The sequence below is a fragment of the Rhodococcus sp. ACS1 genome (assembly GCF_002300155.1).
Taxonomy (GTDB): Bacteria; Actinomycetota; Actinomycetes; order Mycobacteriales; family Mycobacteriaceae; genus Rhodococcus_F; species Rhodococcus_F koreensis.
In genome coordinates, this window is record NZ_NSDZ01000001.1 from 411,511 (window position 1) to 435,449 (window position 23,939).

Genomic DNA, 23,939 nt, shown 5'->3' on the forward strand with positions numbered 1-23,939 from the left:
ACTGAGACGCTCGAGGACAAGGCGACTACCGTGACAGGAGTCGCCTATTTTTCGAGGAGCACGGAATGAGTATCCAGTCGGTTGAGTCACGCCGCCATCGCGTCGTGGTCATTGGATCCGGCTTCGGTGGGTTGTTCGGCACACAGGCGCTGAAGAATGCCGATGTCGACATCACCATGATCGCGCGCACCACTCACCACCTGTTCCAGCCGTTGCTGTACCAGGTGGCGACCGGCATTCTCTCCGTCGGCGACATCGCCCCCGCCACCCGGCTCGTGCTGCGGAAGCAGAAGAATACGCAGGTGCTGCTCGGCGATGTCGAGAAGATCGATCTCGAGGCGAAGACGATCACCTCCCGGTTCCTGGACCGGACCACCGTCACCCCGTACGACAGCCTGATCGTCGCCGCCGGCGCGGGACAGTCGTATTTCGGCAACGATCACTTCTCCGAGTTCGCGCCCGGCATGAAAACGATCGACGACGCACTGGAGTTGCGCGGCCGGATTCTCGGCGCGTTCGAGCAGGCCGAGTTGTCGAGCGATCCCGCCGAGCGGGCCCGGCTGCTGACGTTCGTCGTCGTCGGCGCAGGCCCGACCGGTGTCGAGCTCGCCGGCCAGATCGCGGAACTGTCGCGGCGCACCCTGTCGGGGGCGTTCCGCAACATCGACCCCCGCGAGGCCCGGGTGATCCTGCTGGACGGCGCGGACGACGTCCTGCCCGTCTACGGCGGCAAGCTGAGCCGCAAGGCCCGCCAGCAGCTGGAGAAGCTCGGAATCGAGATCCAGCTCGGCGCGATGGTCGTCGACGTCGACGTGGACGGCCTCGTCGTCAAGGACAAGGACGGCACGCAGCGCCGGATCGAGTCGCAGTGCAAGGTGTGGTCGGCCGGTGTGCAGGCGAGCCCGCTGGGCAAGCAGATCGCGGACCAGTCCGACGCCGAGATCGACCGCGCCGGACGCGTCCTGGTCAACCCGGACCTGTCGGTGCCGGGGCACCCGGACGTGTTCGTGATCGGCGACATGATGTCGCTGGACAAGCTGCCGGGTCTGGCGCAGGTCGCGATGCAGGGCGGCAAGTACGCGGCCAAGCAAATCAAGGCCGGGCTGAGCGGGCAGACGCCGGCGGACCGGCCGCCGTTCAAGTACTTCGACAAGGGCAGCATGGCCACCATCTCGCGGTTCAGCGCGGTGGCGAAGGTCGGCAAGCTCGAGATCAGCGGATTCATCGGCTGGGTGGCGTGGCTGGCGATCCACCTGATGTACCTGGTCGGGTTCCGCAGCCGGCTGTCGACGGTGCTGTCGTGGACGGTGACGTTCCTCGGTCGCGGACGCGCGCAGATGGCGTCCACCGAGCAGTGGGTGTTCGCCCGCAACGCGATGGAGCAGTTGGAGCGGCACGAACGGGAGAAGGAGACCGCTGAGAAGTCGTCCGGCGGCGAGCAGCGCAAGGCCGCCGGGTGACACGGTCATCCACCTGAGCTGACCACGGCGGAGGGGACGGACCATCGGGTCCGTCCCCTCCGCCGTGTCCGGGGTGTGTCAGTTGCCGAGGCGTCCGGTGTCAGTGATGTTCGCGAGCCGGACCTGCCCCTTGGAGACCAGCCGATCCTGTTCGTCGGTGATCCGGACCTCCCACAACTGCTGGGTGCGGCCGCGGTGGACGGGGCTGGCCTCGGCGGTCAGCGTTCCCTCCCGCGTCGCGCGGAGGAAGTCGGTGTTGTTGTTGACGCCGACGACGTGGCCGCGGCCGCCGAGCCAGACCGTGCCCGCCGTGCTGGCGACCGATTCGATGACAGAGCAGTACACGCCGCCGTGCTGAATTCCGGCTGGTTGCTGCAGGTCGGGGGTGACCGTCCACTGCGCGCGCACGCGGTCGGGACCGAGTTCGAGGTATTCGAGTCCGATGAGGGCGTCGAATCCCTTGCCCAGTTGATCGGCCAGCGCGGCGGTGTCGCCGTGCCCGTCGCCGTTCGATGCCTGCTGCTGCCCGGAATCCACCATCGCACTCTCCATCGGATCGCTGTGCGCTCTCGCGGCGCACCCGCACTCCTGCCTACACGACGGGACGGGCGGCGGGGGAAGCAGGTGGGGCAAACGGATCGGCGGGCCTCACGCTTGTTCAGCGTGAGGCCCGCCGTGGGATGGACCTGGGAGTCACTGCAGCCCTCAGGACTCCTGCGCGGTCCGGTAGTTCGGTTCTCGGCGTCGGCGTTTCTGCTCGACGTCTGCCATGAGTATAGGCAAGGCTTCCCTAATTAAGCAAGCGCTTCCGCGCCTGACCCAGCCGACCGCAGTGCGGGCGCGTGATCCGGCCCTTCGAGCGGACCGGTACGCCGGCCGCCACGAAGGCGTCCAGGATGCCCTGACCGCGGCGCTGCGCGGCGGCCTCACCGCCACCAGCGAGGATCGGCACGTACGTCGCGGCGCCGAGCACCGACTCCCCCACGAGCCCCCAGAATCGGGACGCATCGGTCGGCGTCAGCCGGGCGATCGCGTCGAACACCGGGTGCAGCGACGTGAGACTGCGATGCACCGTCCAGAGCAGGAGTGCCCGCTCGCACGGCACGGTGACTGTCCGGGGCGCGCCGGCGTAGGGGTCGTCCGGCAGCACGCGCATGGTGTCGTCGGCGACGCCCGCCCAGTCGATCCCCTCGTCACTGTCCATGTGGATCCACAGGTTCTCGAGCCCCGGGTCCCAGGCCCGCCCCTCCAGCACGACGAGGGCGGTGACACGCCCGACCACCGCGTGAATGAGTGCGGTGGCCACCTGCATGGCGGCGACGTCCGGATCGGGGACGTCCTCGAGCGAACGCGCCCACATCCGGGGCACCCGGTCGCCGTCGAGGTCGTCGGCGAGCGACCACCACCTGCGTTTACCCTCGTCTGCCATCGTCGCGACCGCGTACATGCGCGGATACTCGGCGTTCAGCGCGCGAAGTCGTGTGCAGGACACGTCCAGTGCGGTCGCGGGGGCGGACAGGGTCGAAGTCACCGTGCACTCCAATCGGTCGGGATGGAACACCACCAAACATAGGTGAGCCTAACCAAATATCAAGACTTGACATCATGTGATGTGGGGCACCCCCGCGAACCGTGGCACCCGGGACGCCCCGCCGGATGTGGCAACGGGGATAGGGTTCCGTAACCTAAGTATTTGAATCAGTGCAGATCCCGTGCACAGGCACACACGTCAGGAGCTTCCCCCGCCAGTGACGACGACGAGACAGTTCGGCAGCGACATCCCGCACCTGCCGACCGACGAGCCCTACGGAAAGCGCGACGTTCCGCGCGGTCCCGCCCCGCTGTACCTCCGGGCACTCGCGGGACTGCTCGACATCGGGATAGTGGCCATCCCGCTCGTTCTCGGGTGGTACATCGTCGACTCCCTCCGCGACGACAACGGCGGCGGGGAGGCCGACCGGGTCGTGTTCGGCGGCGCCGCCGTCGCGATCGCGCTGGGACTCGCCCTGTGGAACCGCGGATTTCGCGAAGGCAACACCGGGCAGAGTTCGGGCAAGGGCTGGGTCGGCCTCGTCACCCGCGACACCCACACCGGCGACGCGATCGGCCCGAAACGGTCGCTGCAACGGGCGTTCCGGCGCACCGGCACCGAGGTCGTCCGGGAAAGCACCGCCACCGACGAGGGATTCGCCGTCCGCGAGAGGGACGTCAGCGTCGCCGCGATCCGCCGGCGCCGGCTGATCGGTCTGGGCGTCCTCGTGATCCTGCTCGGACTGGTCCTGCTCGCCAGCGTCGCGGTCGGGGCGCGGCCGCTGTCGTTCGCGGAGATCTTCCACGCACTGTTCGATCCGGACGGCTCGCAAACCGACATCATCGTGCGCACGCTCCGCGGCCCGCGCACCGTGCTCGGCCTCGTCGTCGGAATGGCGCTCGGTGTCGCGGGCGCCCTCATCCAGGGGCACACCCGAAACCCGCTCGCCGACGCCGGACTCCTCGGCCTCAACGCCGGCGCCGCGTTCCTCGTCGTGCTGTCGATGTACCTGTTCGGGTTCAGCGCCCCCAGCGAATACCTGTGGTTCGCGTTCGCCGGATCCTTCGCGGCGAGCGTGATCGTGTTCGGGCTCTCGTCGATCGGCAACGGGGCGGCGAGCCCGCTGAGTCTGGCGCTGGCCGGCGCCGCCGTCGCGTTCTTCCTGCAGGCGATGACCAACGCGATCATCATCGTCGACCAGTCCAGCCTCGACTCCTACCGGTTCTGGGTGGTCGGGTCGGTGGCCGGCCGCGGCTTCGACGTGCTGTGGCAGGTGCTGCCGTTCCTGGTCCTCGGGCTGATCCTCGCCCTCGTCAGCACGCCGGGCCTGAACGTCCTCAGCCTCGGCGAGGACGTGGCCCGGTCGCTGGGCACCAACATCGCGGCCAGCCGTGCGCTCGGCATCGTCGCGATCACCCTCCTCACCGGTGCGGCCACCGCGGCATGCGGTCCGATCGCGTTCATCGGCCTCGTCGTCCCCCACGTCGCGCGGGCCATCACCGGCCCCGACTACCGGTGGCTGGTCCCCTACGCCGGGCTCCTCGGCGGCGTGATGCTCGTGACCGCCGACGTCATCGGACGGGTCGTGGTCCGGCCCGGTGAGTTGCAGGTGGGAATCGTGCTCGCCGTGTTCGGGGCACCGTTCTTCATCGCGTTGGTTCGGCGCAGAAAGTTGGCAAGCCTGTGAGCACTCGAGACGACGTGCGCCCCGACCTCGGCGCCCTGCCCGCGGCCCGGGTGCCGGCCCGCCCCGCGTTCCGCCTCGGACCGATCTCCCTGGTCCTGCGCCCCCTCGGCATCGCCGTCAACGTCGCGCTGCTGGCGGCCCTGTTCCTGGTGCTGTGCCTCAACATCGGCCGCGGCGACTACCCGCTGTCGATCCCCGAGGTCACGCGGGTGCTGTTCGGCGGCGGCACGAAGGCCCAGAACTTCATCGTCATGGACCTCCGCCTGCCGCGGTCGCTGACCGGGGTGTTCATCGGCATGGCCCTCGGCCTGGCAGGCGCCATCACCCAGTCGATCGCCCGCAACGCCCTCGCCAGCCCCGACATCCTCGGCATCACGTCCGGTGCCAGCGCCGCCGCGGTCGCGCTGATCGTCCTCGGCGGCGGCGGCAGCTTCGTCGGCATCCTCGCCACCCTGGGGATCCCGCTGGCCGCTTTGGTCGGCGGACTCCTCACCGCCCTGGTCATCTATCTGCTCGCGTGGCGCGGCGGGGTGGAGGGGTACCGGCTGATCCTGATCGGCATCGGTGTCAACGCCATGCTCATCGCGGTCACCGGGTGGCTGCTGATCTCGGCGGACATCAACGACGCCTCGCGGGCCCAGGTGTGGCTCAACGGGTCCCTCAACGGCGCCTCCTGGAGTCAGGTGTGGCCCGTCACGATCGCCGTCGTCCTCGTCGGCGGCTACGCGGTGATCTCCTCGTTCACGATGGGCGCGCTGCGTCTCGGCGACGACAACGCCGTGTCGCTGGGGGTGCGGCTGCAGTGGTCGCAGGCCCGGCTGCTGCTCATGTCCGTCGCCCTCGCCGGCATCGCCACCGCCGCGGCAGGCCCGGTCGGATTCGTCGCGCTCGCCGCGCCGCAGGTGGCGCTGCGACTGGTGCAGTCCGCCGGTCCGCCACTCATCGCGTCGGCGCTGACCGGCGCCGTGCTCGTGGTGGGCAGCGACGTCGTCGCCCGCACCATCCTGCCCGTCGAACTGCCCGTGGGTATCGTCACCTCGGCACTCGGTGGCCCATTCCTGCTCTATCTGCTGGTTCGCAACAATCGGAAGGTCTCGGCATGACCGTGCAGACTGACTCTCGACTGATCGCCGACAACCTGAGCCTCGGGTACGGCGACCGGGTCATCGTCGACCACCTGAACCTCGAGGTGCGGACCGGGGTGATCACCACCGTGATCGGGCCGAACGGCTGCGGCAAGTCCACGCTGTTGCGCGCGCTGGGGCGACTCTTGAAGCCGCGCAACGGTTCGGTGCTGCTGGACGGCAAGGCCATCGGGTCGATGCGCACCAAGGACGTCGCCCGCACCCTCGGCATGCTCCCGCAGGCGCCGGTGGCCCCCGAGGGCCTCACCGTCGCCGACCTGGTGGCCCGCGGCAGGCACCCGCACCAGTCGTGGCTGCGGCAGTGGTCCTCCGACGACGAGTGCGAGGTCGCCGAGGCGCTCGCCCTGACCGGGGTGTCCGACCTCGCGGACCGCCCCGTCGACCAGCTGTCCGGTGGTCAGCGTCAGCGGGCGTGGATCTCGATGGCCCTCGCGCAGGGAACCGACATCCTGCTGCTCGACGAGCCCACCACCTACCTGGACCTGGCGCATTCCGTCGAGGTCCTCGACCTGGTCGACCGGATGCACGAGGAACTGGGCCGCACGGTGGTGATGGTGCTGCACGACCTCAACCTCGCGATCCGCTACAGCGACCAGCTGATCGTCATGCGGGACGGCACCATCGTCGCGTCCGGCGCGCCGAAGGACATCATCTCCGCCGAACTGCTGCTCGAGGTGTTCGGCCTAGAGGCCGCGGTCATCGCCGACCCGGTGTCCGACCGCCCGCTGGTGGTGCCGATCGGCACCCGCCACGTGTACGGCGCGATCGGCGGACCGAACGCGAAGTAGCGGCCGTCAGCGCCGCCCGCCGATCATCGTCCGCACCAGCCGGTAACTCTGCCCCAGCGACACCGTCGGCAGGTACGCCCTGCCGACGGCGTTGCCGATGCTCGGAAGGGCGGCCGGGTCGGCGAACGTCATGTGCATGGCCACGTACCGGGGCTGGAACTTCGACTTGAACGCCAGCAGCGAACGGAACCCGTACACCGGTTCCAGGGTGCGGCCGAGCAGATCGAGCACGCTGTCCATCACCGCCGACAGGCTCGACGACTCCGACCGTTCCCGCTCGTCGGCGTCGCCGTCCGGTTGCTCGACCTTCGCGAGCGGGGCGCCGGACAGGCTCAGGAACTGGGCCCCTTCCTCCTCCAGTTTCAGTGCCGCGGACGCGATGAGGAACTCCATCGCCGGCCGGAACCCTTCGGCCCGCCGCCGCATGAAGTCGAGGGTCCAGCCGACCACCCGCCCGTCCTGGTACACCGGCAGCCAGGACGTGATGCCGTGGACGGTGCGGTCCTCGTCGACGGCGATGAGGCAGCGGACCTCCGGGTCGTCGACCTCGTCGAGTCCGCCGAGTGTGAAACCCATTTCGGGCATGCCCTTGTCGGCCACCCATTCCTCGGAGATCGCGGTGATCTGATCGGTGATCGCCCGGGGGGCGCTGGGGAAGCTGACCCATTCGGCGGTGATCCCCGATTTCTTCGCCTTGTTCAGGGCGGTGCGGACGTCCTGGAACCGTTTGCCGGTGAACGCGATCTGCCCCAGATCCAGTACCGTCTCCTCCGCGACCTGGATGCCGCTCCAGCCGAGGGCGTCGGTGATGCCGCGGACCTCACCGGTCACCGAGTAGAAGCACGGAATCCAGCCGTTGGCGGCGGCGAACTCGGCGAAGTGTTCGACGGTGTCCCGCAACCGGTCCGGTGGGCCGACCGGGTCGCCGGTGGTCAGGGCGACACCGGCGATGACCCGGTACGCGACGTAGCTGGTGCCGTCGGCGGAGAACCAGTAGTTGTTGCCGCGCCACGTCGTCATCCAGGACAGCGGGCTCCCGCTCCCCGACTTCAGGAGGGCCCGGGCGCGTTCGGTGGACTTCGAGTCCGAGCCGATGGCGGGGCTGAGGAATGTCGCGGCGACCAGCGCGCAGAGGGCGACCCAGAACACCACCCCGGTCCACTCGTACAGCAGCGTCGCGGGGATGCTCTCCGGCAGCAGCCGCGGGTCGAGCCATTGCAGGTACACGGGCGGGATCAGCCGCTCCGGGAAGTCGGCCAGCAGCGTCGTCGTTCCCGGCCGGGGGTCGAACCCGTGCCGCGCCCACAATCCGCCCAGGACGTAGAGGACGGCGAGACCGGCGACCAGCGCCACCAGGACGCCCGCCAGCCGCCGGTACGTCCCGGCCGGGGCGGAGACGTCGAAGAACCGCCGGGTCGCGAGCAGCGCGACCAGGATCGCCAGCGGGGTCAGGAACGGCACCAGCGTCCGGTACAGGTTCGGGTCGGCGAGACCGTAGAACAGGGAGTCCTCGTCGAGGGAGTCGACGAACCGGACCGCGAAGTTCAGCAGCGACAGCACCAGCAGGACGACCTGGGCGATCACCGACGCCACCCACGCGAAGCGACGGCCCCGTCGGAGGCCGTCGCTGAGGGTGAGCAGGAACAGGGACGGCATCAGACTCAGCAGGGTCGGCCCGACCCCGGACAGGCGCAGTTCGAGCAGCCCGCGCCGGCATTCGGGGTCCGCCGCCGACACCTCGCACAGGTCGCGGACCTCGCCGGCCGTGTACGGCACGCCGCGGAACAGGTCGCGCAGCACGGCGAGCGGCCCGACCGCCTCCGCGGACAGCGCGGCGATCATCGGACCGATCGCGCTGGCCGCCACCACGATCGCGACGAGCACCCGGCCCTCCCGCTGGGTGCCCGCGATCCGTTCGCCGCGGGCGGAGCGGCCGACGATCCAGCGGCCGATCACCAGTCCCACCACGGCCGCGGCCAGCCGGACCACGTCCTGCAGCGACCCGCTGAACAGCGCCAGGGTGATCGTGAACGCGAGGACTCCGACGCGGATCCGCCGCCGCCACAGCGTGCCCATGTTGGAACTGGCCACCATCGCGGCGCCGACGATCCAGGTGCTCGGGCCGACGGCCATCCCCACGTGCAGCCGGAAACCCCAGTTCGCGTCGACGACCTTCGCGACCGCGGCCACCGACAGCGCCAGCAACCCGCCGAGCACCTGGGTGGCGACCGCGGCCAGGGTGAACCGCGCCGACCCCATCCGGCGTTCCAGCGGCGCGGCCACCACCAGGAGCAGCACGGTCGTCGACAGGTACGCCAGGACGTCGTCGCCCCACAGCCCGGCGGTGAGCAGCGTCCACACCCAGCCGTTCTGGAACGCCCGGATCCCGATCGCGACGTGCTGGGACAGGTCGTGGGAGGGCCCGCTGATCACGCTGGACGTGGCGATCGCCAGGATCCAGATCGCAACCAGCAGCGAGATGCTGACCGGTGCGCCCCGCACCCCGCCCCAGACCCGTTCCGCGGCCCGCCCCGTCCGACCCTTGACCCTCGCTGCCGTACCGTGTCCGGTTGCCGCGCTGTCGTCGGTCTTCATCCGCCAGGTCCCCACTCTCTCCGCGATGTCGAGAACGAAAGCTTGCCCGGCGGGTCGGCCGCTAGCCAACCCGACCGTAATCCACCCGTTCGGACTATGGCCAATACCACACGCCGTGACGCAGTTTTACTACTACCAGTAGTACGTATCTGCGTCGTCGTATCCGTAGAATCGGTTTATGGCTGGACTCGGCGAACTCGAACGCGCAGTGATGGATCACCTGTGGTCCACTTCGGAACCGCAGACGGTACGGCAGGTGCACGAGGCACTGGCGGCACGCCGTGAACTCGCGTACACCACTGTCATGACAGTGCTTCAGCGGCTGGCGAAGAAGCACCTCGTCATCCAGCAGCGCGACGACCGCGCCCACCGGTACCTGCCGGTGCACCAGCGTGAGGAACTCGTCGCGAGCCTCATGGTGGACGCCCTGCAGCAGGCCGACAAGTCCGGCAGCCGCGCGGCCGCACTCGTGCACTTCGTCGGCCAGGTCGGCGCCGACGAGGCCGACGCGCTCCGCGAGGCCCTCGCCGCGCTCGAGGCCAAGGAACGGACCACCGGAGACAATCAGTCGGGAACCGTTCGCGCCGGCTGACGTTCGTCATGCATGATGAGTAGGACATGGACGCCACCACCGCGCTGGTATTCGGAGTACTCGCACTTCTTCTCGCAGGGCCTGTCCCTGCGCTGCTGAGTCGAGCCCGATGGCCGCATCACGCCCCCCGAGCAGCACTCGTGCTGTGGCAGGCAATCGCCCTCGCCGCGGTCCTGTCCGCGTTCAGTTCGGGACTCGCGATCGCCAGCCAGCTCCTCGTCCCCGGACCGGACGGCCGCCCCACCACCGCACCGGTCGCCGAGATCGACGCCCTCGGCCTGCCGCTGTGGCTGCTGTACGTGGTGGTGTTCGCGCTGACCCTCCTCGTCGGGGCCAAACTGATCTTCGCGATCGTGCAGGTCGGTGTCCGCACCCGGCGTCGGCGCGCCCGGCACCGCATGCTCGTCGACCTCCTCGACCGCTGCGACTCGTCGTCCCCGCTCGCCCGCACCCCCGACCTGCGGGTCCTCGACGTCACCGAGCCCATCGCCTACTGCCTGCCCGGGCTGCGGCAAAGGGTGGTCCTGAGCCAGGGCACGTTCACCAACCTCGACGACGCGGAGATCACCGCGATCCTCACCCACGAGCGGTCCCACCTGCGGGCCCGGCACGACCTCGTCCTCGAGGCCTTCACCGCCGTCAACGCCGCCTTCCCCACCGTGGTGCGCAGCAAGTCCGCGCTGGGATCGGTGCAGCTGCTGGTGGAGATGCTCGCCGACGACTCCGCCGTCCGCGCCACCGGGCCGACCGCACTGGCTCGCGCACTCGTCGCCTGCTCGGGGTCGGTCGCCCCGAAGGGTGCCATGGCCGCCGGCGGTCCCAGCACCCTGCTGCGGGTGCAGCGCCTGGCGTCCACGGAACAGGGCACCCGGGTCGCGCTCGCCGCCTACGCGGCGTCCGTGGCCATCCTCGTGGTGCCGACCATCGCCGTCGCCGTCCCCTGGCTCACCGAGCTGAGCCGATTGTTCAGCGCCGTATAGTCGCCCACCTCACATCCCGCCGGGTTCGATAACCGGGTCCCCCGTCGCGTACACTGGTCGGCGGTCGCCACTGCGGCCCATCAACACTGAAACGGCACACAGCCCAATTCCCCGCACTTCCGCGAATGGATTGACCAGGTGACATGTGCCCTGGCTCGTCCCTTTGTGCGTGCTGCATGACAGCCCCCGCTCCGCGACGCGCCCTATGCCCGGAGAGGTATTTGCGTGACCAACGCTGTCCAGACGACGTCTGCCCCACTAGAGCAGACCGAGACCGAAACCCCTGATCAGAACGCCACCGTGACGTTCGCGGAGATCGGCCTGCCCGCACCCCTGGTGCAGGCCCTCGCCCGCAACTCCATCACGGTCCCGTCGCCGATCCAGGCGCTGGCCGTCCCCGATGCGCTGGCCGGCACCAACGTGCTCGGCCGCGCACAGACCGGATCGGGCAAGACCCTCGCATTCGGCCTGCCGATGCTCACCCGCCTGTCCCGGCACGAGGACCGGCCCGCACCCAAGCGTCCCCGCGCGCTGGTGCTCGTCCCCACCCGTGAACTCGCGTTCCAGGTGGTCGACTCCCTCAACTCGTACGCCGGGGCCATGGGACTGACCGTCCGCCCCGCCGTCGGCGGCACCCCGTTCACCAAGCAGGTCGACCAGCTGCGCCGCGGCGTCGACATCCTCGTCGCCACCCCCGGCCGGCTGAACGACCACCTGCGTCAGGGCACCTGCATCCTCGACTCCATCGAGATCACCGCGCTCGACGAGGCCGACCAGATGGCCGACATGGGCTTCCTGCCCGAGGTCCGGGCCATCCTCGGCGAGACCCCGGCCGACGGCCAGCGTCTCCTGTTCTCCGCCACCCTCGACCGTGAGGTGCAGTCGCTGGTCCGCCAGTTCCTGCCCGACCACGTGCAGCACTCCACCGAGGACGGTCGCGCCAGCGTCGACACGATGGAGCACTACGTGCTGCTCGTCGATCGCGGCCAGAAGGACAACGTTCTCGCCGAAATCGGTGCCCGCGACGGCCGCACGATCATGTTCGCCCGCACCAAGCTCGGCTGCGAGGGCATCACCGACCGCCTCCGCGCGGTGGGCATCGCCGCCGAGGCCCTGCACGGCGGCAAGGCGCAGAACCAGCGCACCCGGGTCCTCGAACGCTTCAAGAACGGCCGCACCCCGGTGCTCGTCGCCACCGACGTCGCCGCCCGCGGCATCCACGTCGACGGCATCGACCTGGTCGTGCACGTCGATCCGCCCGCCGACCACAAGGACTACCTGCACCGCGCAGGCCGGACGGCCCGCGCAGGCGAGAAGGGCACCGTCGTCGCGATCGTGCTCCCCAACCAGAAGCGCACGTTCCGCCGCCTGACCGGCATGGCGGGTGTCGACGCCACCGCCGTGCCCGTCACCCCCGGCTCGGAGAAGCTGGCCAGCATCACCGGCGCCAAGGCGCCCAGCGGAGAACCGGTGCGTGACACCTACTCCCGCGGCGAGCGCGGCGGCGACCGCAAGTTCGGTGACCGCGGGCCCCGCCGCGAAGGCGGGTACGCCGGCCGCGACGGCGGCGGGTACCGCGGCAACCGCGGCTTCGACGGTCGCGGCTCCTCCGACCGGGGCGGCCCCCGCCGCGACGCCGGTGAGCGCAGCTACGGTGACCGCCCGTCGGGTGGTCGCAGCTTCGAGGGCCGCGGCAACGAGGGCCGGAGTTACGAGGGGCGGGGTTACGAAGGGCGCGGCCCGCGCCGCGACCAGACCGACAACCGGTCCGGCGGCTACCGGGGCGACCGCCCCCAGCGTGACGGCGACAACCGCGGTGGGTACCGCGGTGACCGCGACAACCGGACGTTCTCCGATCGGGCTCCGCGCCGCGACTTCGGGGACAGCGCACCCCGGCGCGACTACGGGGACCGCGGCGACAGCCACCGCGGTTCCGGCGAGCGCAGCTTCGACCGCAGCGCACCGCGCCGCGACTTCGGCGACAACCGCGGCGCCGCAGGCGGGTTCCGCCGGGACGATCGGCGGGACGATCGGCGCCCCGCAGCCACGTCGGAGCGGCGTCCCGCGTCGACCGGCGGCGGGTTCCGCAGCCGTACCGACCGTCGCTCCTACGACGGCTTCGACGGCCCGCGCCGTGAGCGCCGCAGCTGATCGAACGATGCCGTGACACGAAGGCCGGCCGTCGCATGTGCGACGGCCGGCCTTCGTGTGTTTGGCTTAGCCGGTCGAGCTTTTCGTAGCCGCCGATTTCACTACCGCCGAGCGAGAGGGAATGCTGTATCCATGACTATCGACAACACTGAGGGTGCCCGCGCGCAGATCGGCGTCACGGGACTGGCCGTCATGGGCTCGAACATCGCCCGCAACTTCGCCCGGCACGGTCACACGGTCGCGCTGCACAACCGCAGCATCGCCAAGACCGACGCCCTCATCGAGGAGCACGGCAGCGAAGGTGACTTCGTCCGCACGGAGACGATCGAGGAGTTCGTGGCAGCGCTGCAGAAGCCGCGCCGCGTGCTGATCATGGTCAAGGCCGGCGACCCCACCGACGCCGTCATCGAGGAACTCGCCTCGGCGATGGAGCCCGGTGACATCATCATCGACGGCGGCAACGCCCTCTACACGGACACGATCCGGCGCGAGGCTTCCCTCCGGGACCGTGGCCTGCACTTCGTCGGTGCCGGCATCTCCGGCGGCGAGGAGGGCGCGCTGAACGGCCCGTCGATCATGCCGGGCGGACCGAAGGAGTCCTACCAGGCCCTGGGCCCGCTGCTCGAGTCGATCGCCGCGCAGGTCGACGGCACCCCCTGCTGCACGCACATCGGCCCCGACGGGTCCGGGCACTTCGTGAAGATGGTCCACAACGGCATCGAGTACGCCGACATGCAGCTGATCGGCGAGGCGTACAACCTGTTCCGCGACGCCCTCGGCTACGACGCCGACCAGGTCGCCGACGTGTTCACCGAGTGGAACGCGGGCGACCTCGAAAGCTACCTCGTCGAGATCACCGCCGAGGTGCTGCGGCAGAAGGACGCGAAGACCGGCAAGGCCCTCGTCGACGTGATCGTCGACGCCGCGGAGCAGAAGGGCACCGGCCGCTGGACCGTCAAGTCCGCCCTCGACCTCGGTGTCCCCGTCACCGGCATCGCCGAGGCCGTGTTCGCCCGTGCCCTGTCCGGTGCCCGCGAGCAGCGCAAGGCCGCGGTCGGTCTCGCGTCCGGTCAGCTTGCCGACAAGCCCGCCGACGCCGCCCAGTTCACCGAGGACATCCGGCAGGCCCTGTACGCGTCGAAGGTCGTGGCCTACGCGCAGGGATTCGACCAGATCGCGGCAGGCAGCGCCGAATACGACTGGAACCTGCACCCCGCCGACCTCGCGACGATCTGGCGTGGCGGCTGCATCATCCGCGCCCGGTTCCTCAATCGCATCAAGGACGCGTACGACGAGAACCCGAAGCTGCCGAGCCTGATCCTGGCCCCGTACTTCCGGGACGCCATCGAGACGGCCATCGACAGCTGGCGCCGCGTGGTGTCCACCGCCACCCTGCTGGGGATCCCGGTGCCGGCGTTCGCGTCCTCGCTGTCCTACTACGACGCCCTGCGCGCCGAGCGGCTGCCCGCCGCCCTGACGCAGGGGCAGCGGGACTTCTTCGGCGCCCACACCTACGAGCGGGTCGACGCCGAGGGCAAGTTCCACACCCTCTGGAGCGGTGACCGCAGCGAAGTGCAGGCCTGACCCTCCCCGATCGACCGTCCCCGGCCGTGACGTACCCCGTGTACGTCACGGCCGAGGCGTCGGAGGCCCCGCGCTCGAGGCGGTAGCCTTCTCGATATGCCCGACGACGAGTTCTCCTCGCCCGCACCGGTGGGTGAGACGTTCCTCGCGCTCGGTCTCCCCGCGGTGATGACCCACGCCCTCGACCGCGGCGGCATCGCCGCGCCGTTCCCGATCCAGGCGGCCACCATTCCCGACGTCCTCACGGGCCGGGACGTGCTGGGCCGGGCGCCGACCGGGTCGGGGAAGACCCTCGCGTTCGGGTTGCCGATGCTCGTGCGGCTCAAGGGCGCCGCCAGCAGGCGCGGGTACCCGCGCGGCGTCGTGCTGGTGCCCACCCGCGAACTGGCTGTGCAGATCGAACGCGCACTGGACGAGCCGGCCCTGTCGGTGGGGTTGCGGGTGGCGAACGTCGTCGGCGGGGTTCCGATCAAACGGCAGGTCGAGACGCTGTCGCGGGGTGTCGACCTGCTGATCGCGACGCCGGGGCGCCTCGCCGACCACCTGTCGCAGGGCTCGGTGTCCCTCGACGACGTGACGGTGCTGGCCCTCGACGAGGCCGACCACATGGCGGACCTGGGGTTCCTGCCGCAGGTCACGGCAATCCTCGACAAGACGCCGGCCGGGGGGCAGCGGCTGCTGTTCTCGGCGACCCTCGACGGGGAGGTCGACACCCTCGTGCGCCGGTACCTGCACGACCCGGTGACGCATTCGACGGCGCCGGTCGCGGCGGCGGTGCCGACGATGCGGCACCACCTGCTGTACGTCGACCGGCAGGACAAGTATTCCGTTGTGGCACATATCGGTTCACGGTCGGGGCGGACGTTGATGTTCGTGCGCACCAAGTACGGTGTGGACCGGGTGGCGCAGGAACTGCACGCCGCCGGCATCGCGGCCGGGGCCCTGCACGGCGGCAAGGCGCAGAACAACCGCACCCGCACCCTGGAGTCGTTCGCCGACGGCACCACCCCGGTCCTGGTGGCCACCGACGTGGCGGCCCGCGGCATCCACGTGGACGGCATCACGCTCGTCGTGCACGTCGATCCGCCCACCGAGGCCAAGGACTACCTGCACCGGGCGGGGCGCACCGCCCGCGCGGGCGAGTCCGGGGTGGTGGTCACCCTTGTCACCGAGGACGAGCGGGCCGCGGTCGAGAAGCTGACCCGCAAGGCCGGTCTCGACGTCACCGGCACCCCGGTGCGGCCGGGTGACCGGGTGCTGGCCGAGCTCACCGGGGCCCGCCGTCCCACCGGGAAGGCCGTCCCCGCACCGGACACCCGGGCGCAGGCGCAGGACACCCCGAAGAAGGGCAGGCAGGCGCACGACCCCGCGGGTCGCGCCGCCCGCCGCGGCAGGCCCGGCGACGGCGGAGCGGCCCGGTCGGGTGCGCGCCGCGGCCGGAAACCCGGACCTGCGTCAACTCCCCACGGACACCGCAACCGCGGGGCACACTGAGAGGCATGTCCCTGCCGTTCGCGTCGGTCGTGTGCGCGCTGATCGCGGCGCTGCTGTTCGCGTGCGCGTCGGTCGCGCAGCAGAGTGCCGCGTCCGAGGTCCCCGAGGACGCCGCGTTCCTGGCCACCCTGCTGCGCAGTCCCCGCTGGTGGGCCGGCATCGTCGGGGACGGCGGCGGCTACGTGATGCAGGCGGTGGCGCTGGCGCTGGGGTCGGTGCTCGTGGTGCAGCCGCTGCTGGTGACGGCGCTGCTGTTCGCGTTGCCGCTGTCGGCGAAGTTCTCCGGGTACCGGCTCAGCCGCACCACGTGGGCCCTCGCCGTCGCGCTGGCCGTGGCGCTCGCGATCTTCCTGGTGATCGGCGACCCCACCGAGGGGAACATCGACGCCCCGTTCCGGGAATGGGTGGTGCCCCTCGGCATCCTGCTCGCCGTGGTGGCGGCCGCGGCCGCGGCGGGGATGACGAAGATCGACCCCGGGTGGCGGGCCCTGCTGCTCGGCGGGGCGGGCGGCATCCTGTACGGGGTGGCGGTCGCGTTCACCAAGTACGTCGTCGAACTCGTCCCCCGCGGGTTGTGGGCGGTGCTGAGCAGCTGGCAGGCGTGGGCGCTGGTCGGCGCCGGGCTGGCCGGGGTGTATCTGCAGCAACGCGGCTTCCAGGTGGGTCCGCTGTCCGCGTCGCTGCCCGCGCTGACCATCGCCGAACCGCTCGCCGCCGTGTTCCTCGGCATGACCGTCCTCGACGAACGCCTGCGGGTCGCAGGACCCGGACTGGTGGTGGTCGGCTGCTCGGTCGCGGTGATGCTGGTGGCCACGATCGGACTGTCCAGGTCGCAGGCTCAGCGGACATCCGGCATCGCCGCAATTTCCCCGGTATCGTCCTGAAATGTGCAGTTCCTCGACGGGCATCGCCCTCCCTATGACCTGACGTACGACGACGTGTTCCTGGTGCCCAACCGCACCGAGGTCACGTCGCGATTCGACGTCGACCTGGCCACCGCCGACGGTTCGGGCACCACCATCCCGATCGTCGTCGCGAACATGACGGCGGTGTCCGGGCGCCGCATGGCCGAAACCGTCGCCCGCCGTGGTGGTCTGGTGGTCCTCCCGCAGGACCTTCCCGCCCGTGCCGTCGCGGAGACCGTGGCCTTCGTCAAGAGCAGGCACCTGGTCGCCGACACCCCGGTCACCCTCGGCCCCGACGCGGCCGTGTCCGACGCGCTGGCGCTGCTGCCGAAGCGGGCGCACGGCGCCGTCGTCGTCGTCGAGGACGACCGCCCCGTCGGTGTCGTCACCGAGGCCTCCTGCGCGGACGTCGACCGGTTCGCGCGGCTCCGCGCGGTGGCGCTGACCGACTTCGTCACCGCCCCCGACTCCGCGTCGCCGCGGGAGGTGTTCGAACTCCTCGACGGCACGCACGACTCCCTCGCCGTGATCGTGCACCCGGACGGCACCCTCGCCGGTGTCCTCACCCGCACCGGCGCCATCCGGGACGGCATCTACCAGCCCGCCGTCGACGGCAACGGGAAGCTGCGGGTGGCCGCGGCCGTCGGCGTCAACGGCGACGTCGCCGCGAAGGCGCGCGCCCTCGTCGATGCCGGAGCCGACCTGCTGGTCGTCGACACCGCGCACGGCCACCAGCAGAAGATGATCGACGTCCTCGGCGCACTGAAGAAGGCCGATCTCGGGGTGCCGCTGGTCGCAGGCAACGTCGTGTCCGCCGCCGGCACCCGGGACCTCATCGACGCGGGCGCCGACATCGTGAAGGTCGGGGTCGGGCCGGGCGCGATGTGCACCACCCGGATGATGACGGGGGTGGGCAGGCCGCAGTTCTCCGCCGTCGAGGAATGCGCCGCGCAGGCCCGCGCGATGGGTGCGCACGTGTGGGCGGACGGAGGCGTCCGTCACCCCCGCGACGTGTCGCTCGCCCTGGCCGCGGGCGCGTCGAACGTGATGATCGGATCGTGGTTCGCCGGCACCTACGAGTCGCCCGGCGACCTGCGCGTGGACCAGTCCGGCAACGCGTACAAGGAGAGCTTCGGGATGGCCTCCAAGCGCGCGGTCGCGGCACGCACCGCCACCGACACCGCCTTCGACCGGGCCCGGAAAGGGCTGTTCGAGGAGGGTATTTCGAGTTCCCGGATGCGCCTGGACCCGGAGCGTCCCGGCGTCGAGGACCTGATCGACCACATCTGTTCCGGGGTGCGCAGCACCTGCACGTACGCGGGCGCGCGGACGCTGGCGGAACTGCACGAGCGGGCCGTTCTCGGTGTGCAGTCGGCCGCCGGGTTCGCGGAGGGTCGCCCGCTGCCGGCCGGCTGGTGAGGACTGCATCCTGAAGTGCCGGAGGGTGTCCTGTTCCACGGAACCGGACATCCCCCGGTATCATGGGTCGCTCAACCACACCAGTTCTCGGCGCCGGACCCGTCCGGGCCGTCGAGGCCGAACGAGAGGACTCCGGTGCCCGCGGCACCCACATACGCAGCAAGCGCTCCACCCGCCGTCTCCGGGAGTGTCGTCCCCTCCTGCTCCGTGGAATCGGACTCCGATTCCGCCGGTTCGGAGGGCTCCTCTATCGAGCCGGGTGACAAACCCGGCGACCCCCGTTCCTCCGCTCGGCGGCGATGACCGATGGACATCGCGCTCAGCATTCTCGCCCTGCTCGGCTTTCTCGCCCTGACCGCGGGTACCGCGTTGTTCGTGGCGGCCGAGTTCTCCCTCACCGCCCTCGAACGCAGCACCGTCGACGCGCACGCCCGCACCGGTGACCGGCGGGCCCGGCAGGTGCAGCACGCGCACCGCACCCTGTCGTTCCAGCTGTCGGGGGCCCAGCTCGGCATCACCATCACCACGCTGATCACCGGCTACCTGTCCGAACCGGTCCTGGCACGCTTCATCACCCCGGTGCTGTCCGCGATCGGATTCAGTGAATCTGCCGCTGCGGCAACGTCTTTGGTGATCGCCCTGATTCTCGCGACCTCGTTCTCGATGGTGTTCGGCGAACTCGTGCCGAAGAACCTCGCCATCGCGCACCCCCTGCCCACGGCGCGGGCGACGGCCGGGATGCAGGCCGCGTTCTCGCTGATCTTCAAATGGGCCATCAACGGGCTCAACGGAAGCGCGAACTGGCTGGTGCGACGCCTCGGCATCGAACCGGCCGAGGAGTTGCGGTCCGCGCGGTCCCCGCAGGAACTCGGTTCGCTCGTGCGGACGTCCGCGCAGCGCGGCGCCATCGACAAGGGCACGGCGCTGCTGGTCAACCGCTCGCTGCGCTTCGGCGAACGCACCGCGGAGGAACTGATGACCCCGCGCGTGAAGATCGAGACCCTGTCCACCACGGACACGGTGGCCGATCTGATCGACACCGCCGCCCGCACCGGGTTCTCCCGCTTCCCCGTCGTCGACGGCGACCTGGACGACGCCGTCGGCATCGTCCACATCAAGCACGCGTTCGCGGTGACCGCGCAACGCCGCCGCACCACCCGCCTCAACACGCTGGCCCAGAAGGTGCCGGTGGTGCCGTCCAGCCTCGACGGCGACACGCTGATGGAACGGATCCGGTCCGACGGCATGCAGGTCGCGTTCGTCGTCGACGAATACGGCGGCACCGCCGGAATGGTCACCATGGAGGACCTGATCGAGGAAATCGTCGGCGACGTCCGCGACGAGCACGACGAACCGGAGATCGACGTCCAGCGGATCGGCGACAGCTGGTCCTGCTCCGGGCTGCTGCGCGTCGACGAGGTGTCCGAGACCACCGGCTACACCGCCCCCGAGGGGGAATACGAAACCCTCGGCGGTCTCGTGCTCACCGAACTCGGGCGGATCCCCGACGAGGGCGACGAGGTGCAACTCCCGCTGGCCGAGGGCGCGCACGACCCCGGCGGCCGGTGGGTGGCCACCGTGACCCACATGGACGGCCGGCGCATCGACCGGGTGCTGCTCACCCCGAAACCCGATCGGACCACCGGCACCGGCAGCGAGGAGGACGACGATGAGTGACCTCTTCGGTGTGCTGCTCACGTTCGTGCTGCTCGCGGGCAACGCCTTCTTCGTCGGCGCCGAGTTCGCGCTGATCTCGGCGCGCCGCGACCGGCTCGAGGCCCTCGAATCGCAGGGCAAGAAACGCGCCCGCACCGTGATCCTCGCGGGCGAGAACCTGTCGCTGATGCTGGCCGCCGCGCAGCTCGGCATCACCATCTGCTCGATCCTGCTCGGCAAGGTCGCCGAACCGGCGATCGCGCATCTCCTCGAGGTCCCGCTGCACGCGGTCGGGCTGCCCGCCGGGCTGCTGCACCCGATCGCGTTCACGATCGCGCTGGCGCTCGTCGTGGTGCTGCACATCCTGCTCGGTGAGATGGTGCCGAAGAACATCGCCCTGGCGGGCCCGGAGCGGACGGCGATGCTGCTGGTCCCGGTGCACCTGGTGTTCATCAAGCTGGCCCGGCCGCTGATCTCGTTCTACAACCTGTGCGCCAACCTGACGCTGCGGTTGCTGCGGGTGGAGCCGAAGGACGAACTCGACGTCACCGTGTCGGCGGTGGAACTGTCCGAGATGATCGGCGAATCCCGGTCCGAGGGGCTGATCGACGCGGAGGAGCATCGCCGGCTCACCCAGGCGCTGGAGACCACGGACCGCACGGTCACCGAGGTGATGATCCCGCTGAGCGAGGCACGGACCATCCCGCTGACGGAGGGTGGTACCCGGCTCGGCGCCATCGAGCAGGCCGTCGTCGAGACCGGCTACTCCCGGTACCCGGTGCGCGCCGAGGACGGGTCGCTGGTCGGGTATCTGCACCTGAAGGACGTGCTCGACGACATCCTCGACGAGGAGGCCGGACCCGACACCCTGATTCCGCGGTCGGACATCCGCCCGCTGCCGCGGATGTCGACCACCACCCCGCTCGCGGAGGCACTGGCGAGTCTGCGCCGCGCCAGCTCCCACCTGGGGGCGGCGGCGGACCCGTCGGGGCAGATCGTCGGCATCGTCGCCCTCGAGGACCTCGTCGAGGAATACGTGGGCACCGTCCGCGACGGCACCCACCGGAACAACGGCGTCAATCCGGGACAGCGAACGAGCTGATCGGATGAACGTTCTGGACGCGTCGGAATGGATCCCTCGCCGCGACCGGCACCGGGCGAGGGTGTCCGCGCTGATCGGGCCGCACCTCGAGCGGCGGGACCGCGGGGCGACCCACCCGGTGAACGACTTCCTGTTCACCTATTACAGCTACCGGCCGAACCAGCTGCTCCGCTGGCACGCCGGGTGGGGCACCGTCCTCGCCGGCGCGGACGAGTACGCCGACCTCCGCGGCTATCACCGCGCCGACGGCGGTGTCACCGTCGACCCGGAGTTCCTGCGGCGCCGTGCGGACACGGTCGCGTTCACTGCCCGACTGTTGGAGGCGACCGGTGGGCGGCCCACGCACCTGTCCTGCTTCGGCCTGCACGAGTGGGCGATGGTGTACCGGTCCGAGGAGGTGCGGCACGGCGGCGTGCCGCTGCGGCTCGGGGCGGGCGGCACCGACTCCGTGGTGGAGTCGCTGCAACTGCGCTGCACCCATTACGACGCGTACCGCTTCTTCACCCCGGCCGCCGAACCCCGGAACAGCGTGCCGCTGACCCGGGCCGACCAGCTCGGCCGGGAGCAGCCCGGGTGCCTGCATGCGTCGATGGATCTGTACAAGTACTGCTACAAGCTCGCGCCGATGATCGACTCGGACCTGACCGTCGACTGCTTCGAACTGGCGCTTGCCGCACGGGAACTCGACATGCGGGCCAGCCCGTACGACCTGAGCGGATACGGCTACACCCCGATCCCGATCGAGACTCCGCACGGCCGCGCCGAATACGTCCGGGAGCAGGCGGCGCTGGCCGCCCGCGCCGCACCGCTGCGTGCCGCGTTGCACGACCGGTGCCGCCGGTTGCTCGCCGCCGTGGGGCCGTGACTCCCCCGGTGCCCGACCACGCCGGGGACTACCTGGCGGCCCGCCTCCCCGTGTACGCGGTGGCGGCGGGCTCGCTGACCGCCCTCACCGGCGCCGTCGACCGGTTCGACCGCGCGCACGGCCGCGGCCCGCGGCAGTGGCGGCTCGACCCCGAGCGGATCGCCGCGTCGTTCGCGAGTGACCGTCTGCTGCGGTTGTCGGGCGCCCCGGTGTCCGGTTTCGCGGAGCTGTCGGGGTTCTTTCCGGCGTCGGACGGCTGGGTGCGGACCCACGCCAACTACCCGCACCACCGCACCCGGCTGCTGTCGGCGCTCGACCTGTCCGCCGACGCCGGCCGGGACGCGGTGGCCGCCCGGATCGGGACCCTCACCGCCGCCGAGATCGAGGATCGGGCCGCCGCCGCGCAGGCCGTCGCGGTGCGGGTGCGGACGGCCGCGGAGTGGGCGGCGAGCCCGCAGGGGGCGGCCGCCGCGACCGGCGACCTCGTGTCCACCGTGGTGCACGCCGCCGGGCAGCGCTCCCGCATCGTTCCCGGCCCGGGACCGTTGGCGGGGGTGCGGGTTCTGGATCTGACCCGGGTGATCGCGGGCCCCGTCGCCACCCGCACGCTGGCGCTCCTAGGCGCCGAGGTGCTGCGGATCGATCCCCCGTCGCTCCCCGAGATCGTCGTGCAGCACCGCGACACCGGGCAGGGCAAGCGGTCCGCGCTGCTCGACGTGCGGTCCGCGGACGGCCGAGCGGTGTGGGACCGCCTGCTCGCCGAGGCGGACGTGGTCGTCACCGGCTACCGTCCGGGCGCGCTGGACGGGCTGTTCGACCACGCCCCACCGCATCTGGTGCGGGGACGGGTGTGCGCGTGGGGCGGCTCCGGTCCCTGGGCGGACCGGCGGGGATTCGACAGCATCGTCCAGGCGGCGTCGGGGATCGCGACGATCGAGGGCGGCGGCGACATTCCGGGCGCGCTGCCCGCGCAGGCACTCGATCACGCCACCGGGTATTTGCTCGCCGCCGGCATCGTCGACGCCCTCGCCGCCGGGTACACCGACGGGCGCGGCCGGTCCGTCGACGTGTCCCTGGCCCGCACCGCGGCGTGGCTGCTGACCGCGGACGGCCGATCCGAGGATCCGCCGCCGCCGGCGGTGCCCGGACCCCGCTGCCTCACCGCGCACGGCGACCTGGTGACGGCCCGCCCCGCCCTGGCCGAATTCGACGACTACCCGTTCCCGGCCCGGCCCTGGGGCGGCGACGTCCCCGCCTGGCCCGGGCTCACCCCGTCGCCGTGAACCGTGCGCTCGGTTCCCCGCTCAGATGTCCCGGCGGCAACCGGCGACCGCACAGCACGAGGAGCAGGTCCTGGGCGGAACCGCGCAGCGGCGCACCCACACCGAAGGTCCAGGTTCGATCGTCCGCCGTCAACTGCACGCCCGTCAGGTCGACGCCGAAGTACTTCACGTGCTTCGGGCCGACGCCGCCGAGGACCCGGTCGAGGCGGTCGTCCGGGACCCGCCTGCCCAGGCCGAGCGCCACCGACACGTCGAGACCGTGGATCACGTCGTGGGACAGTGCCCCCTCGAAGCCGCCTCCCGGCGGCGTCCACGGGTGCGCGACGTTCTCCTCCAGTGTGCGCAGCAGCGCGTCGGCGGTCAGGGTCCGCGCGTCCTCGCGGGCCTGCGCGTCCGACATCCGGTTGAATTTGCCGCGCGCCTTCACCATCTTCAGCAGGATCCGCGGCGTCGACAGGCGATACGGCATGGTGATGTGCGCGATCACCTCCCGGGTGCGCCACCCCGCGCACAGCGACGGCGCGTCCCATTGCTCCGGCGTCAGTCCCGCCAGCATCGACGCCAGGTCGCGCCGCTCCCCCGCGACCCAGTCCGGGGCCGTGTCCCGTGCCATGTCCGTCTCCTCCGGTCGCCGTGTCGTGCTCTACGTGAACAGACCGTGCCCGCCCGCGAAACTCATCGCGCGGCCGTGAAGAATGATCG

General features: G+C 70.9%; 20 protein-coding genes. 15 read left to right on the forward strand and 5 right to left on the reverse strand.

The annotated features are described in order from the left end of the window. The first annotated feature begins 65 nt into the window (after positions 1-65). Complete coding sequence (locus CJ179_RS01955; protein ID WP_072942006.1) at positions 66-1,460, forward strand: NAD(P)/FAD-dependent oxidoreductase; 1,395 nt, start codon at positions 66-68, stop codon at positions 1,458-1,460. A 78-nt stretch (positions 1,461-1,538) separates the two neighbouring features. Here the strand turns inward: CJ179_RS01955 and CJ179_RS01960 are convergent, their stop codons facing one another. Both CJ179_RS01960 and CJ179_RS01965 read right to left on the reverse strand, forming a co-directional pair. Next, a complete protein-coding gene (locus CJ179_RS01960) occupies positions 1,539-2,000 on the reverse strand; it encodes a PaaI family thioesterase (RefSeq protein ID WP_095861035.1) in 462 nt (153 codons plus the stop codon). A 250-nt stretch (positions 2,001-2,250) separates the two neighbouring features. Then, positions 2,251-3,024, reverse strand: coding sequence for a hypothetical protein (locus tag CJ179_RS01965; RefSeq protein WP_095860576.1), 774 nt, complete (start codon positions 3,022-3,024; stop codon positions 2,251-2,253). Between the two features lie 184 nt (positions 3,025-3,208). Between CJ179_RS01965 and CJ179_RS01970 the strand changes: the two genes are divergently transcribed. From CJ179_RS01970 to CJ179_RS01980, 3 genes are read left to right on the forward strand one after another with little or no spacing between them, the layout of a single operon-like run. Next, the gene (locus CJ179_RS01970) at positions 3,209-4,678 is read left to right on the forward strand and encodes an iron ABC transporter permease (protein WP_095860577.1); all 1,470 of its coding nucleotides are present in this window, start codon (positions 3,209-3,211) and stop codon (positions 4,676-4,678) included. Continuing rightward, positions 4,675-5,781, forward strand: coding sequence for an iron chelate uptake ABC transporter family permease subunit (locus CJ179_RS01975; RefSeq protein WP_095860578.1), 1,107 nt, complete (start codon positions 4,675-4,677; stop codon positions 5,779-5,781). Before CJ179_RS01970 ends, CJ179_RS01975 begins: the two co-directional genes overlap by 4 nt. Next, complete coding sequence (locus CJ179_RS01980; RefSeq protein ID WP_072942010.1) at positions 5,778-6,611, forward strand: ABC transporter ATP-binding protein; 834 nt, start codon at positions 5,778-5,780, stop codon at positions 6,609-6,611. The genes CJ179_RS01975 and CJ179_RS01980 overlap by 4 nt, the downstream gene beginning before the upstream one ends. A 6-nt stretch (positions 6,612-6,617) precedes the next feature. Here CJ179_RS01980 and CJ179_RS01985 read toward each other — a convergent pair whose 3' ends face one another. Beyond that, positions 6,618-9,206 (reverse strand): rhomboid family intramembrane serine protease, encoded by a 2,589-nt coding sequence (locus CJ179_RS01985; protein ID WP_095860579.1) that lies wholly within the window; start codon positions 9,204-9,206, stop codon positions 6,618-6,620. 178 nt (positions 9,207-9,384) lie between these two features. Between CJ179_RS01985 and CJ179_RS01990 the strand changes: the two genes are divergently transcribed. The 7 genes from CJ179_RS01990 (at position 9,385) to CJ179_RS02020 (ending at position 18,331) form a co-directional block, all read left to right on the forward strand. Further along, positions 9,385-9,798 (forward strand): BlaI/MecI/CopY family transcriptional regulator, encoded by a 414-nt coding sequence (locus CJ179_RS01990; protein ID WP_015890703.1) that lies wholly within the window; start codon positions 9,385-9,387, stop codon positions 9,796-9,798. A 26-nt stretch (positions 9,799-9,824) separates the two neighbouring features. Beyond that, positions 9,825-10,778: a M56 family metallopeptidase gene (locus CJ179_RS01995; protein ID WP_072942013.1), complete on the forward strand. Its 954-nt coding sequence runs from the start codon at positions 9,825-9,827 to the stop codon at positions 10,776-10,778. A 225-nt stretch (positions 10,779-11,003) separates the two neighbouring features. Then, entirely contained in the window at positions 11,004-12,929 is a 1,926-nt protein-coding gene (locus tag CJ179_RS02000) for a DEAD/DEAH box helicase (RefSeq protein ID WP_095860580.1), read from the forward strand. Between the two features lie 132 nt (positions 12,930-13,061). Then, complete coding sequence (gene gndA, locus CJ179_RS02005) at positions 13,062-14,513, forward strand: NADP-dependent phosphogluconate dehydrogenase (protein ID WP_072942016.1); 1,452 nt, start codon at positions 13,062-13,064, stop codon at positions 14,511-14,513. A gap of 96 nt (positions 14,514-14,609) precedes the next feature. Further along, positions 14,610-16,007 carry a DEAD/DEAH box helicase gene (locus CJ179_RS02010; protein WP_095860581.1) on the forward strand — a complete coding sequence of 466 codons (1,398 nt, stop codon included), beginning with the start codon at positions 14,610-14,612 and terminating at the stop codon, positions 16,005-16,007. Between the two features lie 5 nt (positions 16,008-16,012). Then, positions 16,013-16,891, forward strand: a complete 879-nt coding sequence (locus CJ179_RS02015) for a DMT family transporter (RefSeq protein WP_095860582.1) — start codon at positions 16,013-16,015, stop codon at positions 16,889-16,891. Positions 16,892-16,894: 3 nt separating this feature from the next. Continuing rightward, positions 16,895-18,331: a GuaB1 family IMP dehydrogenase-related protein gene (locus tag CJ179_RS02020; RefSeq protein WP_095860583.1), complete on the forward strand. Its 1,437-nt coding sequence runs from the start codon at positions 16,895-16,897 to the stop codon at positions 18,329-18,331. Positions 18,332-18,402: 71 nt separating this feature from the next. Here CJ179_RS02020 and CJ179_RS02025 read toward each other — a convergent pair whose 3' ends face one another. Then, a complete protein-coding gene (locus tag CJ179_RS02025; RefSeq protein WP_241031567.1) occupies positions 18,403-18,645 on the reverse strand; it encodes a hypothetical protein in 243 nt (80 codons plus the stop codon). On the opposite strand from CJ179_RS02025, the gene CJ179_RS02030 reads away from it, so the two are divergent. From CJ179_RS02030 to CJ179_RS02045, 4 genes are read left to right on the forward strand one after another with little or no spacing between them, the layout of a single operon-like run. Continuing rightward, positions 18,638-20,008 (forward strand): hemolysin family protein, encoded by a 1,371-nt coding sequence (locus tag CJ179_RS02030; RefSeq protein WP_095860584.1) that lies wholly within the window; start codon positions 18,638-18,640, stop codon positions 20,006-20,008. The genes CJ179_RS02025 and CJ179_RS02030 overlap by 8 nt on opposite strands. Continuing rightward, positions 20,001-21,089 (forward strand): hemolysin family protein, encoded by a 1,089-nt coding sequence (locus CJ179_RS02035; RefSeq protein WP_072942022.1) that lies wholly within the window; start codon positions 20,001-20,003, stop codon positions 21,087-21,089. Before CJ179_RS02030 ends, CJ179_RS02035 begins: the two co-directional genes overlap by 8 nt. A 4-nt stretch (positions 21,090-21,093) precedes the next feature. Further along, positions 21,094-21,954, forward strand: coding sequence for a 3-methyladenine DNA glycosylase (locus CJ179_RS02040; protein WP_095860585.1), 861 nt, complete (start codon positions 21,094-21,096; stop codon positions 21,952-21,954). Then, positions 21,951-23,237, forward strand: coding sequence for a CoA transferase (locus tag CJ179_RS02045; RefSeq protein WP_095860586.1), 1,287 nt, complete (start codon positions 21,951-21,953; stop codon positions 23,235-23,237). Before CJ179_RS02040 ends, CJ179_RS02045 begins: the two co-directional genes overlap by 4 nt. Here the strand turns inward: CJ179_RS02045 and CJ179_RS02050 are convergent. After that, positions 23,221-23,850: a maleylpyruvate isomerase family mycothiol-dependent enzyme gene (locus tag CJ179_RS02050; RefSeq protein ID WP_095860587.1), complete on the reverse strand. Its 630-nt coding sequence runs from the start codon at positions 23,848-23,850 to the stop codon at positions 23,221-23,223. The genes CJ179_RS02045 and CJ179_RS02050 overlap by 17 nt on opposite strands. Positions 23,851-23,939 lie beyond the last annotated feature (89 nt).

What these genes read in the sequence shown, in the direction of transcription:
- CJ179_RS01955 (WP_072942006.1), top strand. Translation starts at nt 66, where the DNA reads ATGAGTATCCAGTCGGTTGAGTCACGCCGCCATCGCGTCGTGGTCATT.
- CJ179_RS01960 (WP_095861035.1), bottom strand. Translation starts at nt 2,000, where the DNA reads ATGGTGGATTCCGGGCAGCAGCAGGCATCGAACGGCGACGGGCACGGC.
- CJ179_RS01980 (WP_072942010.1), top strand. Translation starts at nt 5,778, where the DNA reads ATGACCGTGCAGACTGACTCTCGACTGATCGCCGACAACCTGAGCCTC.
- CJ179_RS01985 (WP_095860579.1), bottom strand. Translation starts at nt 9,206, where the DNA reads ATGAAGACCGACGACAGCGCGGCAACCGGACACGGTACGGCAGCGAGG.
- CJ179_RS01990 (WP_015890703.1), top strand. Translation starts at nt 9,385, where the DNA reads ATGGCTGGACTCGGCGAACTCGAACGCGCAGTGATGGATCACCTGTGG.
- CJ179_RS01995 (WP_072942013.1), top strand. Translation starts at nt 9,825, where the DNA reads ATGGACGCCACCACCGCGCTGGTATTCGGAGTACTCGCACTTCTTCTC.
- gndA (WP_072942016.1), top strand. Translation starts at nt 13,062, where the DNA reads ATGACTATCGACAACACTGAGGGTGCCCGCGCGCAGATCGGCGTCACG.
- CJ179_RS02010 (WP_095860581.1), top strand. Translation starts at nt 14,610, where the DNA reads ATGCCCGACGACGAGTTCTCCTCGCCCGCACCGGTGGGTGAGACGTTC.
- CJ179_RS02015 (WP_095860582.1), top strand. Translation starts at nt 16,013, where the DNA reads ATGTCCCTGCCGTTCGCGTCGGTCGTGTGCGCGCTGATCGCGGCGCTG.
- CJ179_RS02030 (WP_095860584.1), top strand. Translation starts at nt 18,638, where the DNA reads ATGGACATCGCGCTCAGCATTCTCGCCCTGCTCGGCTTTCTCGCCCTG.
- CJ179_RS02025 (WP_241031567.1), bottom strand. Translation starts at nt 18,645, where the DNA reads ATGTCCATCGGTCATCGCCGCCGAGCGGAGGAACGGGGGTCGCCGGGT.
- CJ179_RS02035 (WP_072942022.1), top strand. Translation starts at nt 20,001, where the DNA reads ATGAGTGACCTCTTCGGTGTGCTGCTCACGTTCGTGCTGCTCGCGGGC.
- CJ179_RS02040 (WP_095860585.1), top strand. Translation starts at nt 21,094, where the DNA reads ATGAACGTTCTGGACGCGTCGGAATGGATCCCTCGCCGCGACCGGCAC.
- CJ179_RS02050 (WP_095860587.1), bottom strand. Translation starts at nt 23,850, where the DNA reads ATGGCACGGGACACGGCCCCGGACTGGGTCGCGGGGGAGCGGCGCGAC.